This is a genomic window from Algicella marina (assembly GCF_009931615.1).
Classification (GTDB): domain Bacteria; phylum Pseudomonadota; class Alphaproteobacteria; order Rhodobacterales; family Rhodobacteraceae; genus Algicella; species Algicella marina.
In genome coordinates, this window is the sequence record NZ_CP046620.1 from 3,641,892 (window position 1) to 3,655,751 (window position 13,860).

16 protein-coding genes are annotated in these 13,860 nt (G+C 55.6%); 3 read left to right on the plus strand and 13 right to left on the minus strand.

What is annotated here, in order from left to right:
• Position 1: 1 nt before the first annotated feature.
• The 10 genes from GO499_RS17795 to pip all read right to left on the minus strand — a co-directional run bounded on the left by GO499_RS17795 (position 2) and on the right by pip (position 9,156).
• Positions 2-901 (minus strand): ABC transporter permease subunit, encoded by a 900-nt coding sequence (locus tag GO499_RS17795; RefSeq protein ID WP_161863447.1) that lies wholly within the window; start codon positions 899-901, stop codon positions 2-4.
• A complete protein-coding gene (locus tag GO499_RS17800; protein ID WP_161863448.1) occupies positions 901-1,908 on the minus strand; it encodes an ABC transporter permease subunit in 1,008 nt (335 codons plus the stop codon). The genes GO499_RS17795 and GO499_RS17800 overlap by 1 nt, the downstream gene beginning before the upstream one ends.
• Complete coding sequence (locus GO499_RS17805) at positions 1,902-3,008, minus strand: M24 family metallopeptidase (protein WP_161863449.1); 1,107 nt, start codon at positions 3,006-3,008, stop codon at positions 1,902-1,904. Before GO499_RS17805 ends, GO499_RS17800 begins: the two co-directional genes overlap by 7 nt.
• A 72-nt stretch (positions 3,009-3,080) precedes the next feature.
• A complete protein-coding gene (locus GO499_RS17810) occupies positions 3,081-4,673 on the minus strand; it encodes an ABC transporter substrate-binding protein (protein ID WP_161864051.1) in 1,593 nt (530 codons plus the stop codon).
• A 128-nt stretch (positions 4,674-4,801) separates the two neighbouring features.
• Positions 4,802-5,506, minus strand: a complete 705-nt coding sequence (locus tag GO499_RS17815) for a GntR family transcriptional regulator (RefSeq protein WP_161863450.1) — start codon at positions 5,504-5,506, stop codon at positions 4,802-4,804.
• A gap of 119 nt (positions 5,507-5,625) precedes the next feature.
• The gene (locus GO499_RS17820; protein WP_161863451.1) at positions 5,626-6,888 is read right to left on the minus strand and encodes an NAD(P)/FAD-dependent oxidoreductase; all 1,263 of its coding nucleotides are present in this window, start codon (positions 6,886-6,888) and stop codon (positions 5,626-5,628) included.
• On the minus strand, positions 6,875-7,285 hold the full coding sequence (locus tag GO499_RS17825; protein WP_161863452.1) for a c-type cytochrome: 411 nt from the start codon (positions 7,283-7,285) through the stop codon (positions 6,875-6,877). Before GO499_RS17825 ends, GO499_RS17820 begins: the two co-directional genes overlap by 14 nt.
• A 29-nt stretch (positions 7,286-7,314) precedes the next feature.
• Positions 7,315-7,644 (minus strand): thiosulfate oxidation carrier complex protein SoxZ, encoded by a 330-nt coding sequence (soxZ, locus tag GO499_RS17830; RefSeq protein ID WP_161863453.1) that lies wholly within the window; start codon positions 7,642-7,644, stop codon positions 7,315-7,317.
• A 19-nt stretch (positions 7,645-7,663) separates the two neighbouring features.
• Positions 7,664-8,032 (minus strand): thiosulfate oxidation carrier protein SoxY, encoded by a 369-nt coding sequence (locus GO499_RS17835; RefSeq protein ID WP_284154802.1) that lies wholly within the window; start codon positions 8,030-8,032, stop codon positions 7,664-7,666.
• A 224-nt stretch (positions 8,033-8,256) separates the two neighbouring features.
• Positions 8,257-9,156, minus strand: a complete 900-nt coding sequence (pip, locus tag GO499_RS17840) for a prolyl aminopeptidase (RefSeq protein WP_284154803.1) — start codon at positions 9,154-9,156, stop codon at positions 8,257-8,259.
• Between the two features lie 126 nt (positions 9,157-9,282).
• Here pip and ubiG point away from each other — a divergent pair, with 126 nt between their 5' ends.
• On the plus strand, positions 9,283-10,047 hold the full coding sequence (gene ubiG / locus GO499_RS17845) for a bifunctional 2-polyprenyl-6-hydroxyphenol methylase/3-demethylubiquinol 3-O-methyltransferase UbiG (protein ID WP_161863456.1): 765 nt from the start codon (positions 9,283-9,285) through the stop codon (positions 10,045-10,047).
• 40 nt (positions 10,048-10,087) lie between these two features.
• On the opposite strand, the gene GO499_RS17850 is transcribed toward ubiG, so the two are convergent.
• The 3 genes from GO499_RS17850 to GO499_RS17860 are packed head-to-tail and all read right to left on the minus strand — an operon-like array spanning position 10,088 to position 11,595.
• Positions 10,088-10,549 (minus strand): MarR family winged helix-turn-helix transcriptional regulator, encoded by a 462-nt coding sequence (locus GO499_RS17850; RefSeq protein WP_161863457.1) that lies wholly within the window; start codon positions 10,547-10,549, stop codon positions 10,088-10,090.
• Between the two features lie 8 nt (positions 10,550-10,557).
• Positions 10,558-10,815, minus strand: coding sequence for a glutaredoxin 3 (gene grxC / locus GO499_RS17855; protein WP_161863458.1), 258 nt, complete (start codon positions 10,813-10,815; stop codon positions 10,558-10,560).
• Positions 10,816-10,842: 27 nt separating this feature from the next.
• Positions 10,843-11,595 (minus strand): ComF family protein, encoded by a 753-nt coding sequence (locus tag GO499_RS17860; protein ID WP_161863459.1) that lies wholly within the window; start codon positions 11,593-11,595, stop codon positions 10,843-10,845.
• A gap of 34 nt (positions 11,596-11,629) precedes the next feature.
• Here GO499_RS17860 and GO499_RS17865 point away from each other — a divergent pair, with 34 nt between their 5' ends.
• Both GO499_RS17865 and hemH read left to right on the plus strand, forming a co-directional pair.
• Complete coding sequence (locus GO499_RS17865) at positions 11,630-12,487, plus strand: methyltransferase domain-containing protein (protein WP_161863460.1); 858 nt, start codon at positions 11,630-11,632, stop codon at positions 12,485-12,487.
• A gap of 71 nt (positions 12,488-12,558) precedes the next feature.
• On the plus strand, positions 12,559-13,644 hold the full coding sequence (gene hemH / locus GO499_RS17870; RefSeq protein WP_161863461.1) for a ferrochelatase: 1,086 nt from the start codon (positions 12,559-12,561) through the stop codon (positions 13,642-13,644).
• The last annotated feature ends 216 nt before the right edge of the window (positions 13,645-13,860 follow it).

Genomic DNA, 13,860 nt, shown 5'->3' on the forward strand with positions numbered 1-13,860 from the left:
TTCAACTCCTCCGCAATTTCGGGTCAAGCGCATCACGCAACCCGTCACCCATCAGGTTGATTGCGAGAACGGTTACGAGGATCGCAAGGCCCGGGAAGGTCACAACCCACCAAGCCCTGAGGATGAATTCACGAGCCTCGGCCAGCATTGTGCCCCACTCTGGCGTTGGCGGCTGGGCACCCATTCCCAGAAATCCGAGTGCTGCAGCATCGAGAATGGCCGTCGAGAACGAAAGGGCCGCCTGTACGATGATCGGTGCCAGGCAATTGGGCAGTACCGTCACGAACATGAGCCGGCCGAGACCGGCACCGGCCACACGCGCGGAAGTCACATAATCCTTCTGTCTTTCGGATAGGACGCTGGCGCGGGTCAACCGAACGTAATGTGGTTGCAGTACGATCGCGATCGCGACCATCGCATTGACCAGAGAAGGGCCGAGTATCGCCACCAGCACTAGAGCAAGTAGCAATGACGGGAAGGCCAGAATGATGTCCATGATCCGCATGATCACAGTGTCCAGCCATTTTGGCGCGAAGCCTGCGATAAGTCCGACTACGATGCCTCCGGAGGCAGCAATGCTGACCACGATGACTCCAACGAAAAATGAGAACCGGGCGCCGACAATAAGGCGAGAAAGCATGTCTCGGCCCAGCGGGTCGGTACCCAGTAGATACTCCCATGTGCCACCCTCTTGCCAGACGGGCGGCTGAAGCGCGGCGGAGCGATACTGCATCGTGGCGTCATGCGGGGCGATCCAGGGGCCGAAAAGTGCAAGGAATGCGAAAACTGCAAATATCCACAGACCGATGACCGCCCCGCGGTTTTCCCGGAAATAGAACCAAAACTCGTGCAGGCTTCCGCTGCGCGCTTTGGGTTGCTGTAGCATTGCGGAATGCGCCATTATCGTTTCCTGATCTTCGGGTTGATCACACCATAGAGAACGTCAACCGTCAGGTTTACCACCATCACCATCACGGCAATCAGCAACAGCCCTCCCTGAACAACGGGGTAGTCGCGGCGGAAAATGCTGTCGACCATCCATTTGCCGATGCCGGGCCAACTGAAAATCGTTTCCGTGAGGATGGCACCCGCCAGCAAAGTTCCGACAGAGAGGCCGATGACCGTTATTACCGGGATCAACGCATTGCGTAGGGCGTGGACACCATTGATACGCCGTGCGGTAAGGCCCTTTGCTCTGGCCGTGCGGATGTAGTCCTCTCCGAGAACCTCCAGCATTGCGGAGCGGGTCTGGCGCGCTATCACAGCCAGCGGAATGGTTCCGAGCACAATAGACGGCAACAGCAGGTGCCGCACAGCAGAGGCAAAGGCTCCGCTCTGGCCAGATGCCAGGCTGTCTATCAACATGAAACCGGTGGCATTCGGAAAATAGTAGATTAGGTCGATCCGGCCGGAGACAGGGGTCCACTGCAGCATTCCGGAAAACACTATGATCAAGAGGAGTGCCCACCAGAAAATCGGCATTGAATAGCCGACGAGTGCGGTGGACATCAGGGCACGGTCAAAAAACTTGCCACGGTTTACGGCGGCGATGACGCCAGCGGGTAGGCCGATCACCACAGCAATGACCATTGCGCACAACGACAACTCCACGGTTGCTGGAAACAATGTAAAGAATTCATCCCAGACCGGTCTCTTGGTGACAAATGACTCACCAAGATCGCCACGCAGTACCCCAGTCAGGTAGTCCCAAAACTGGATGTACACTGGCCTGTCAAACCCGAATTGCGCAGATAGTTCGGCATACCTCTCCGGCGTTAGCCCGCGTTCACCGGCCATTACTATGATGGGATCGCCGGGTAAAACCCTGATGAAGGCAAAAGAGATCAGCGTCACGCCGATGAACGTCGGGACGAAGGTCAGGAGACGACTGACAAAGTAGTTTAGCATGGCAGGATCGTTAGCTCCTTCGGAAACTGTGTCAGCGATGTGCAGCCGTTTTCGGTCACCAACACATCATCCTCGATCCTCACGCCAAAACTGCCGATCTTGTAGAGACCGGGTTCATTGGTGAAGACAGTGCCGGCCGGCAAAACCGAGTGGTTACCACGCATGATATATGGCGCCTCATGAACATCCCGACCAAGGCCGTGGCCGGTTTTCGTGCGTATTCTGTCGGCGTAGGGAGAAGCCTCCAGTATACCGATCACCGCATCGTCTACCTGATGAGCGGTGATGCCCGCGCGGGTGATCTCGAACCCCCTGCGGTTTGCCCTGAGAACCGTATCATACACATCCTGCGCTTCATCGCTGGCGTGCTGCAAAAAGACAGTCCGGGTGATATCAGCCGCAAACCCGTCCTTCCTCGCGCCGAAATCGAGGAGCAGCGCGTCGCCGGGCTGGACGACGTAGTCTGCCCGTGCCTTTGCATGCGGGAGCGCAGAGCCGTTGCCGGCCGCGACGATTGGGTGAAATGCCTGATCTTCGGCGCCTTCCGCAAACAGCGCCTGGATCAATGTCTGTTCGATCTGCTTTTCGGTCTGGCCAATCCGCACGCTCTCCAGCGTTCGCACAAGGGCGCGTTCGGATATCCCGATGGCCGATTGCAATGCGGCTACATCTTCCTTTGTCTTGACCATGCGCAGACCTGAGATCTCCTGCTCGGCATCAATGATCTCCAGACCGGGTTGCGCACGCAGTAACGCATGGTGTGTGAACACCCGCATAACTTGGCCTTCAACTGCGAGTGAACGGATATGCAGATGTCGTAGCATGTCTGCGAAGGCGGCGTCGTAGCCGTCCTGATCCCGCCAGTCAAATACAGCACCTTCGAATCCGACCAGATCCCAACTCCGCAACTCAAGGTTGGGGACGAGTGCTGCCGGGTCTCCGTCGCGAGGGATCACAAGAACAAAAGGCCGCTCGTTGCTCATGAACAGATGTTGTACCACACGGGTGAAGTTCGGCCCGGGAACGAGTGCCAACGCATCCACATCAAGGGCAAGCGCGACCTTGCGGTATTCTTCAAGTCGGTTGCTGAGTGCTGGCATCGGCTGGTGACCTTTGGGCTGGCAAGCAATAAGGGCGGCGCAAGAATACGCCGCCCCAATCAATTATGCAGTTTATTGAGAGAGACCGACCTGGTTGAAGATGTGGCCACCGAGCGGATGTACCACGTAGCCCTCAACCTCCGGGCGCATTGTCATGTAGACGACTGAATGCGCAATCGTTGCCCAAGGAGCCTGTTCTTTGAAGATTACTTGGGCCTGCTTGTAGAGGTCCGCGCGTTCTTCTTGGGATGACAGTACCTTTGCCTGTTGGATCAGTTCTTCGAACGGCTCATGGCACCACTGTGCCCGGTTGGAGTTTTCGACACCTTCACACCCAAGCAGCACCGCAAGGAAGTTGTCGGGATCGCCGTTGTCACCCGTCCATCCCAGCAGGATTGCGCCATCGCGATCCAGTTCGCGGGAGCGGGAAAGGTATTCGCCCCACTCGTAGGAAACGATTTCCACGTTAACGCCGACCTGTGCAAAATCTTCCTGCATGAGTTCGGCCATTCGGCGTGCGTTCGGGTTGTAGGGCCGCTGAACCGGCATTGCCCAGATTTTCATGTCCAGGCTCTCGATGCCTTCTGCTGCCAGCATTTCCTTGGCGGCTTCGGGGTCATAGGCATCGTCAACGATGTCCTCGTTGTAGGACCACATAGTCGGCGGAATCGGATTTTTTGCGATCTCACCAGATCCTTGGAAAACAACATCAATGATCGACTGCTTGTCGATCGCCATGTTCAGAGCCTTGCGGACCTTGGGGTTGTCAAAGGGTGCAACGGTTGTGTTGTAAGCAAGGTAGCCGACATTGAGGCCTTCCTGTTCCATCACGACGATGTCTTCGGCGTCCTGCATCGCCTGTACGTCTGCAGGGTTCGGGTAGGCCATTACGTGGCATTCCCCTGCCTGAACCTTCTGGTAACGGACGCTTGCGTCCGGTGTAATGGCGAAGATCAAGGCTTCGACCTTTGCGGCATCACCCCAGTAATCATCATTGCGAACGTAACGGATCACGGCGTCCTTCTGATAGGCCTGGAAGCTGAACGGCCCTGTACCGATCGGGGCCTGGTTCAGCATTTCCGGTGTCCCTGCTTCCAGCATCGCGTCGCCATATTCGGCAGACTGGATGGACGCAAAATCCATTGCCATGTTAGCGATAAATGGAGCTTCCGGACGGGTGAGGTTGAACTTCACGGTATAATCATCGACTTTTTCGATGCTGCTGATCAGGTCTGGCATAGCCATTCCGGTGAAATATTCCCATGTTCCACCCGAAACCTGGTTATAAGGATGATCCTCATCCTTCTGCCGGTTGAAAGTGAAAATCACGTCATCTGCATTGAAGTCACGGGACGGCGTGAAGCTGTCGGAACCATGAAACTTTACACCCTGACGCAGGTTAAAAGTTACGGTCATGCCATCTTCGGAAACTTCCCAAGACTCTGCGAGGCCGGGGATGACTTCAGTCGTGCCGACCTTGAACTCCACCAGGCGATTGAAAATCGGGTGGCTCGACGCGTCGAACGTCGTTCCAGCGGTGTAGAGTGCGGGGTCAAAACCTTCGGGTGAGCCTTCGGAACAATATACCAGGGTCTGCGCCGAGGATGCTGTTGCGCACAGCGTTGCAAGCAACGCACCGGCTGCCAGCTTCTTTGAAAACAACATTGTTGATCTCCTGTTGGTAGGTTTGGTGAGTGATATTTTATTCACCGTCTCGGAAGCACTCCTCCCCCGAAACGGCGATCGTAAACTACCCATTGGCATTTTGACCAAGGGGCTGCAACCGGGGGACACTAGCCTTCTTCTGCAAACGTCAAGGTCGTCTTCAGCCCTTGCTGCATGTGTTCCTCGAGATGGGACAACATGGCCTGCAGATCATCACCACAGGCCAATTCTATGTACTTGTCGTGTGCTTCGCGACGCGGGCCTCTTCTTCCATGTGCCTGTTGGTGCAGGGAAAAATAGAAATGGAGGTTGGACTTCATTCTTTCCCAGCTTTGCAAGAGCAGAGCATGACCGGAGAGTTCATAACACCAACTGTGCAGATGCAGTTCGCGGGCAATTGCTGCTGTCGGAGCAATTCCGTCGTCGACTGCCTGACGTAACGAAAGTTCTCTTCCACGCAGATCGTCCAGCGCTGCAGGGGTGCGCTTCGCCCAGCACTCTTTGAACGCGAATTGCTCCAGGGTCGTGCGCAAGGAATAGATCTCCTGCAAGTCACGTGGCGACGCGGACCGGACGAAAAGGCCCTTGTACGGCTGACTGACCAAAAGACCGGCCTCGACAAGTTCGCGTATCGCTTCGCGCAAAGGGCCGCGACTGATTTGAAGCGCTGAGGCAAGGCCCGTTTCTGTAAGTTTCGTGCCGGCGGCTAGTTCACCGGTCACGATCAATTCCGTCAGTTGGTCGGCAGTCTGTCGGCGTCTCGTCGCATCACCAACTGGTTGCATCGCCCTGAAGGTGTTCATTTCAGCGCCGTGGCCGTCAGGAAAGTGCATTCAGGCATCGAAGTTGCTCGCGGCTATTGCACGTCATCATGCAATTCAAGGCCGAACCATCACATCGATGGTGTATGATTGTCAACAAGATGAGTTTCGATATCTATTCTGCGTTAAAGTTATCCGAACATGTCGGCCGTGATTGCGTCGTACCAGCCCAAGGACTCCTCAAAGGTTTGTTGACGAATATCGCGATCTTCTCCCGGTTGGCTGACGAAGCCGTCGATGCGCGCAATCTTGTCTTCCGTTGCTTCGTAGGTCGCGCCGACTTTGACACCATCGTTTTCGTCAATGAGCGACCAGCAGGTGTTTGCAAAACGCGCGGGAAACGTCCGGGACCCAGTCAGAGCACTTCGAACGGCCATCGCACAGACCTTTGCCTGGCTGTTGGCCGAGAATGCCGATTTCGGCATATCTCCCTGGTCGGCCGAGTCGCCGAGGACGTGAATGTTCTCATCCACCCTGCTGGCCATCGTAGCCGGCACGACCGGCGCCCAATTTCCCTCGGTTATTCCGGCTTTTTCGCAAATGTGTCCGGCCTTCATTGCGGGAACGACATTGCAGACATCGACCGCTTCAACCTCACCGTCGATGACGACTTCCATGGCGCCGGGTCGTACTTCCACCTTGTCGCCACCGAAGTCTGGACCGACACGCTCTATCATACCAGGGTAGTGTGCGTTCCAGCCTTCTTCAAAAAGGGCTTGCTTCGAAAAACTCTCCTTTGGGTCGACGATCAGGATTTTCGCGGTCGGGTTGGATTGTTTCATTAAATGGGCAACCATGGAGACCCGCTCGTACGGGCCGGGCGGGCAGCGATAGGGGTTCGGCGGAGCAATTAGGGCAAACGTGCCACCTTCTCGCATCGCCAGCACCTGAGCCCTCAGAAGTTCGGTCTGTGATCCAGCCTTGAAGGCGTGCGGCATCTTCGTCTGGTCGGTCTGTTTCCAACCCGGAATCGAACCTTCGATGAAATCTATTCCGGGGCTTATCACCAGTTTGTCGTAGGAAAGGACATTGCCTCCGGCAAGACTTACCGTCTGCGCCTCCCGGTCGATACCCGTTGCCCAATCGTGGAGAACAGTGATTCCGTACTCGGCTGCCAGCTTTCCATAGTTGTGTCCGATGGATGCAAGATCACGAAAACCACCGAGATAGAGGTTTGAAAAAAAGCAGGTGTAATAGGTTCGGGTCGGTTCAATCAGAACGACATCGATCTCGCCTGCGCTGTCCTTGGCGATGTAGCGTGCCGCCGTAGCGCCTCCCGCGCCGCCGCCGATGATTACGACCCTAGGTAGGCTCTGGCCGGTAACGGCCGGTGCGGCGAGCAAAGCTCCGGTCGCAACCGAGCCACTCACAAAGTCACGTCTATTGATCTTCATTGCTTCCCCCGTTTCCGTTTTCGTCCATCTGGGCAAAAAATGCTGCCAAGGCAGCAATTTCTTCGTCACTCAGCCGAGCGGCGACCGTCTGCATGGCCGAATTGCTTCTCTCGCCTCTCCGATAGGCGCGCAGCGCATCGGCGAAGCTTTCCATCGGCAAATTTGTGATCGACGGGATCCCCTTGCTGGTGCCGTCGGTCCGATGGCAGGTGAGGCATTCGCTGGCGAGGTATTCGCCGAATTCCTTATCGGCTTGTAGGCTGATTTTCGACTGGTCCGTTATTGCCTGAGCCTGCTCTTCCGCCAACGCGCCGGAGAAGACTGAAATTGTCGCAAGAAAAAGGTTGAATTTCTTTATGCATTGCCAAACGGAACTAACCCGTGTTTGCAGGTTCATGTCAGAAACCGGTCCGAATGCTGATTTTCTCAGGTGACATCGACCTGCTTCTCCTCACGATAGATGTCACCATCATCGTCAAACCAGGTAAACTGCAAAACGCCGGATGTTGGGATGACCGCTTCAAATTCGAGAAACGGATTGGAAGAGACAGAAGGGTGCATTTCCACGTCCACAACAGTCTCTCCCTCAAAGGTGCAGGAGAACCTGTTTATGATCGAGCGCGGGATCAGACCGCCTTCAGCGTTGCGTCGTTGTCCGGACTCCATTGGATGGGTGACCATCGTCTTTATGGTGAAGGACCGGCCAGCTTTGACTTTGGCGGGCAGTTTGATCCGCGTTTTTACGCCACTTGCCATTTGTGTTCTCCGCCTTCAATCATGCGCCGCATCCGCCGATGATCACGGCAACTTTCTTGGCGGTGCTTCGGTAAGTCCCGTCGGCCATCTGGGCAATCGCGATGACGTTTTGACTGCGCGCCAATCGCATTCTCGTCGAGGCGCGGCGCTTGCCGGCAAACTGGCCAAACGTGAAGACGACGACTTCGGCGTCCGGGTTGTCATCCGCAAAAATTGCAATGGAAACGGCGTTGTCAGCAAAAACTTCAACGGGAACGGTAAATCCATTCTCGGCAATTGAATCGATGGCTAGGTCCACGCCGCCCTCAGAAAGCTGGGCCCCGCCAGTAAAGTTATCAATGGCATCTGCGATTTGTTTCGCGCTGGCCTCAGGAAGCAAGGTAAGCATTGCAGTGGCGCTCAGCCCCGTAACGAAAAATGTTCGCCTTCGTAGGTGCATTCCGCTTCTCCTCGACCGATACATTGCCACCGGTGAACATTTTTCGCAATTCCGTCGCGGATTTGTGAGATGCGTTAGGGGAGCGGTGACGAGACTGATTTACCACGCATGCATGCCAACATTGGAATTGCACGTTGAGCCTGGCATCTTTCGCATCATACCGCCCAAAGGGTTCAGGCAGTTATCAACCCGTCCATGATACCAACCAATTCCTCGGTAATTCCCGGCTCGGAAAGCGCATGTCCGGCGTGGGTAACCATGCGCAGGTCCGACGCGGGCCAAAGGGAGTGCAGTCGCTGCGACGTAATGGGCGGGCAGATCATGTCGTACCGCCCCTGAACGATGAAGCCCGGGATATGTTGGATCTTGGGCATGTCGCGAAAGATTTGCCCGTCCTCTTCAAGAAAGCCGTCATTGATGAAGTAGTGGTTTTCCAGCCGGGCAAACGCTCTGGCATAGGTGCCCGACGGTGAGCCACGTTGTCCGTTGGAATTTATCGAAGCCAATTGGCTTTCCCACCCGGCCCAGGCACGGGCAAACCTAGTCTGCTCGGCATGGTCCCTGCCGAACAATCGCTTGTGGTAAGCCGCGACCAGGTCGTTGCGTTCCTGCTTCGGCACCATGTGGGAGAAAGCCCGCCATTGTTCGGGCCAGAATGCGCCTGCACCACCTCCATAAAACCAGGCAATTTCGGCCTTTGTCATGGTGAACACACCGCGAAGGATCAAGTTTTTGACGCGGTCCGGGTGTGCCTGAGCGTAGATAAGCGCCAGAGTTGCGCCCCACGAACCGCCGAAAACGCTCCACTTATCGATTTTGAGTTCTTCGCGGATGCGCTCAATGTCGGCAACCAGATCCCAGGTTGTGTTGTTTTCGACTGACGCGTTTGGCGTGGATCGACCACAGCCGCGCTGATCGAACAGTATCGTTCGATAGTGGCTCGGATCGAAGAACCTGCGCATACCCGGTGAACAGCCTCCGCCGGGACCACCGTGCAGGACAACAACTGGCACGCCGTCAGGATTGCCGCATTCTTCGACGTAAACCTTGTGGTTGCCAGGTACTGCCATCATCAGCGTGCGATACGGTTCCCGCGGTGGATGCAGGCTGGGCCTTGGTGACGCACTGGCAGGATGGATGTTTTCTGGCATCAGGATCGAGCTATGTTAACGATGCGAACACAATTACAGGTTGGTCCAATGAGTGCAACGCCGTCCGTCAGTTCCGTCAACGAAACCGAGATCGCAAAGTTCGAAGCGATGGCGGCGGAGTGGTGGGATACAGAAGGCAAGTTCAAGCCGCTTCATATGCTTAATCCCACCCGGCTTGACTATATTGTCAATCAGATCAGTGCCGAATTTGGTCGCGACACTAAGGCCGAAAGCCCGTTCGCGGGCCTTCGTTTGCTCGACATCGGTTGCGGTGGCGGCTTGCTTGCAGAGCCAATGGCACGTTTGGGAGCCGAAGTGGTGGGAGCGGACGCCGCTTCCGGCAATATTCCCGTTGCTCAGATTCATGCCAAACAATCCGGTCTCGAGATCGACTACCGTCACGCAACCGCAGAGGCGTTGGCTGAGGATGGCGAGAGGTTCGATGTAGTTCTTAACATGGAAGTGGTGGAACATGTCGAAGACCCACAAGCCTTTTTGACGACTTGCCAATCGCTTTTGAAACCGGGTGGGCTGATGATCTGTTCAACTCTCAACCGAAACCCCAAGAGTTACCTGATGGCAATTATCGGCGCCGAGCACGTGATGCGATGGTTGCCGAAAGGAACGCATGATTGGAACAAGTTCATTACGCCTGACGAACTCTTTAGCATGCTCAGTGAGGCCGGCCTCGAACCCGTGGATCGGAAAGGTTTCCAGTTCAATCCTCTATTGTGGAATTGGCGGATTTCGGAGGCTGACCTCAGTGTAAATTATGTGACTGCCAGTGTAAAACCCAGCGTAGCGGAACACTGAAACTGTTTGAGTAGTTTCGAAAATCTCGGGCTTAGGTTGGTCAACCTACCGGACTGGCCAGACTTTGCCTCAGTTTGCGCAGCAGCGGTAACGCCGCCCGCAGTTCCTCAGGGTCAATCGTCTTCAGTATCTCATTGAAAACCGGTTCTACGGCCGACGAAGCATGTGCCAAGGTACGTCGACCGGCTGGGCTGATCGAAACAAATTTGCGACGGCCGTCATCCCAATCTGGGCGAATATGCACCGATCCGGCGGCTTCGAGCTTGGCTAGTGTATTTGTCAATGCTCCCTTCGTCAGGTTGAAACTCCGCGCCAGCTGAGCTGGTGTTTTTTCACTGGCGGACACTGCCAGATGATTGAGAACAGTGAAGTGCGAAACTGCCATGCCCTTCGGTAACGACTTTTGCAGGCGCGCGTGCAGCAATTGGTCGATTGTCGCAATTTCCGAGACCAGAGTGAGAATTGTGGCATCACCTGGGCCCGTTTGGCGCGATCTTTCCATTTACCTCGTCACTCTGCGAGCATTGAATCCAGTTGGCCAGCCCTTTCAAGAGCATTGATATCGTCGAAGCCGCCGACGTGAGTTTCTCCGATGAATATCTGGGGCACGGTTCGCCGACCTTTGGCGCGCTGCACCATTTCCGCCCTCCGTTCGGGTTCTGCCATGACATCGACTTCTGAAAAACTGATACCCTTCTCGCTAAGCAGTCGTTTGGCAGCCGCGCAATAGCCGCAAATCGGAGTTGTGTAGATTTCCACGGTTTTCATCGTCATGCCCTCGAACTGATACGGGCTTTATATAAGTTCCAGCGCATCTCTTGCAACGCGCGCGAGAACCAGCGCGCTGACGCCTGCTGGATGGCCGGTTCGCACTGCAGAGGTCGCCGCGCCAAGCGTTGCCCCGGTAGTTAAAACGTCGTCGATCAAAACACACTTTCTGCCGGCAATCGCCTCGATACGGCGCGGGTTCAGGCGTATGGTATTCTGGAGAATGGCGAAGCGCTCTGCTCTGTTTTTGCCCTCCAGCGATGTCGTCCGTTCTTGTCGGATCAGGAGATCCGGCACGCAATGCACGCCGGTCAAAGCGGAAAGCTGTCGGGCCAGTTCCGCCGATTGGTTGTGGCGTCGACGCGCGAGGCGCGACCAATGCAGCGGTACGGGCGCCAGAACGTCTGCATTTCGCAATAGATCACGACCGGCAGCCGCCATCCAGCCCGCGGCTACCAACGCCAGATCCAACCGGTCCCGATGTTTGAGCCCAAGGACGACCTTTTTGCCAGTGCCCTCGTAGAGGATTGCTGCACGCCCATTGTCCCAACCAGGAGGCGCGTACATGCATGCGTCGCAAATGACATTTGTTGTCGGCAGGGAGAGTGGCACCGGCAAGCCACAACAATTGCAGATTGAACCGCTGATAAAACTGGTATCTTTCCAACAGGTCGGGCACAGGCCGTGACTATCTGTGGTCTCCTCCTCACACCCTACGCATTGCGGCGGATAGACTGCATTTAAGATGGTGCCCAAGCCACTGGCGATTGCATGAATCATCTAGACCACCTATGTGCCGGGAAAAGGAATTTGGATGTCATCGGCCCCTCGTCTGTTTGATAGCGAAGCCCTCTCTCAGCGTAGGCACCGCGCGGCGCTTGCACCTGCCCATTTTCTCCAGAGGCAGGCGGCAGCCGAAGTCAGAGAAAGACTCGAAGACATTAACAGAGTCTTTACAGCACCGGCTGTGATCGGGCCGCAGGCAGAAGAATGGTCCCGATGGCTTGGCATCGAGAACACTGCTGTGGTTTTGCCGGATGCTGAAATCCTGCCATTCAAGAAAGGCTCTCACGATCTGATCGTCCATGCCTTGTCATTGCATTGGGCCAATGACCCGGTCGGACAGTTGGTTCAGATGCGTCTCGCACTTCAGCCAGATGGATTGATGATCGCTTGCTGCTTCGGAGGACGGTCGCTGTCCGAGCTTCGGGCTGTACTGGCGGAGGCAGAAGCAAAAATCCGATCGGGTCTCTCTCCGCGGGTGGCCCCGATGGGTGAAATAAGAGAGCTAGGGTCGCTGTTGCAGAGAGCCGGTTTCGCCTTACCCGTTGTCGATGCCTCGTTGACCGAAGTCACCTACGAAAATGCGACAGCATTGATGCGCGATCTCAGGGCGATGGGAGAGACCAATGTTCTAGCTGCGAGAGAGCGTGGATTTTTCCGTCGCGATGTTTTGGCTTTGGCCGAGAGCTTATATCGCCAGCACTTCCCGGCAGAAGGTGACCGTATCCGGGCCACCGCCGAAATTGTGTTCCTGACCGGATGGGCGCCGTCTCCCGACCAACCGCAAGCACTGCGTCCGGGATCGGCCAAAATGAGGCTCGCCGATGCGCTTCAAGTGGAGGAACATTCTGCAGAAGATGCGACACCGAGACCCATGCAGAAAGATTGACTGAACTGACGGCCGCGATACTTCGCAATGACAGTGACTAGCGGCAGAAATCAAAAGGAAGATAAGCATCGATGCCAGAGAACAGTCCCTTGGCCTTATCCCAAGGCGAGAGCGACAGGCTTGCATTCGCCGAAGACTCTCATCCGGCGATTCCGAAAGCGCGCATCGGCATAGTTCTAGCCAATCTCGGAACTCCGGATGCGACAGACTATTGGTCCATGCGCCGTTATTTGAACGAGTTTCTGAGCGACCGTCGTGTGATTGATTATTCGCCTTGGCTTTGGCAGCCGCTGCTGCAGGGCATAATCCTGACAAAGAGGCCATTTTCCAGCGGAGCAGCCTATCGGAGTATCTGGAACAACGACAAGAATGAAAGCCCGCTGTTGACCACAACGCGAGCTCAGGCAGAAAAATTGGCGGCACGGTTAAGGGAAACATACGGTGACCACGTCATCGTCGAGTTCTGTATGCGCTACGGCAATCCTTCCACGCGGTCCGTGATCGAGGAGTTGAGGGAAAAGGGGTGCGAGAAGATCATTTTTTTCCCTCTTTACCCACAATACTCTGCCCCGACGACGGCTACGGCAAACGACCAGGCATTTCGGGTGCTGATGAAGATGAACTGGCAACCCGCGATTCGAACGGTTGCCGCCTACTATGATCATCCCCTGTATATCGAAGCGCTGGCGCAATCCGTGGAACGGGCATATTCGGAGCTTTCCAGAAGGCCGGATGTGCTGGTCACATCCTACCACGGCATGCCGACCCGTTACCTCAAGGAAGGCGACCCATATCACTGCCAATGCCGCAAGACGTCTCGCCTGCTGAAGGATCGCCTAGGATGGGAGGATACAGAGATCGTCGTCACCTTCCAGTCGAAGTTCGGGCCGGAGGAGTGGCTGCAACCATATACTGTCGAGGAAGTCGCGCGATTGGCTTCCGGGGGAAAGAAGAACATTGCCATCATGGCACCAGCGTTTTCGAGTGATTGTGTAGAAACGCTTGAAGAAATAAACGAGGAGATCAAGGAAAGCTTTGAAGAGGCGGGCGGCGAGGTTTTCACATACATCCCGTGTCTAAATGATCAGGAAGCCCACATCGATATGATGCAGGCAATTGTCCAGGATGAACTGTCGGGATGGATGCCGCCGCGCTGATCGCGGCGACGGTGTCTGTTAGGCGCTTACGGCGCTCAATTCCACAGATGGCGCATCTACACGGCGAACCGTGGATACGATCGGCTTACCCACATAGTAGGCCGGACCTACGCGAACCATCACATTGCCATCGGCATATTTACGCACGAACTCACCCTGAATAGAGATATGTGTGCCTGTCTGTATTGTCTGAAGCATTTCTATTTCTCCCAAACC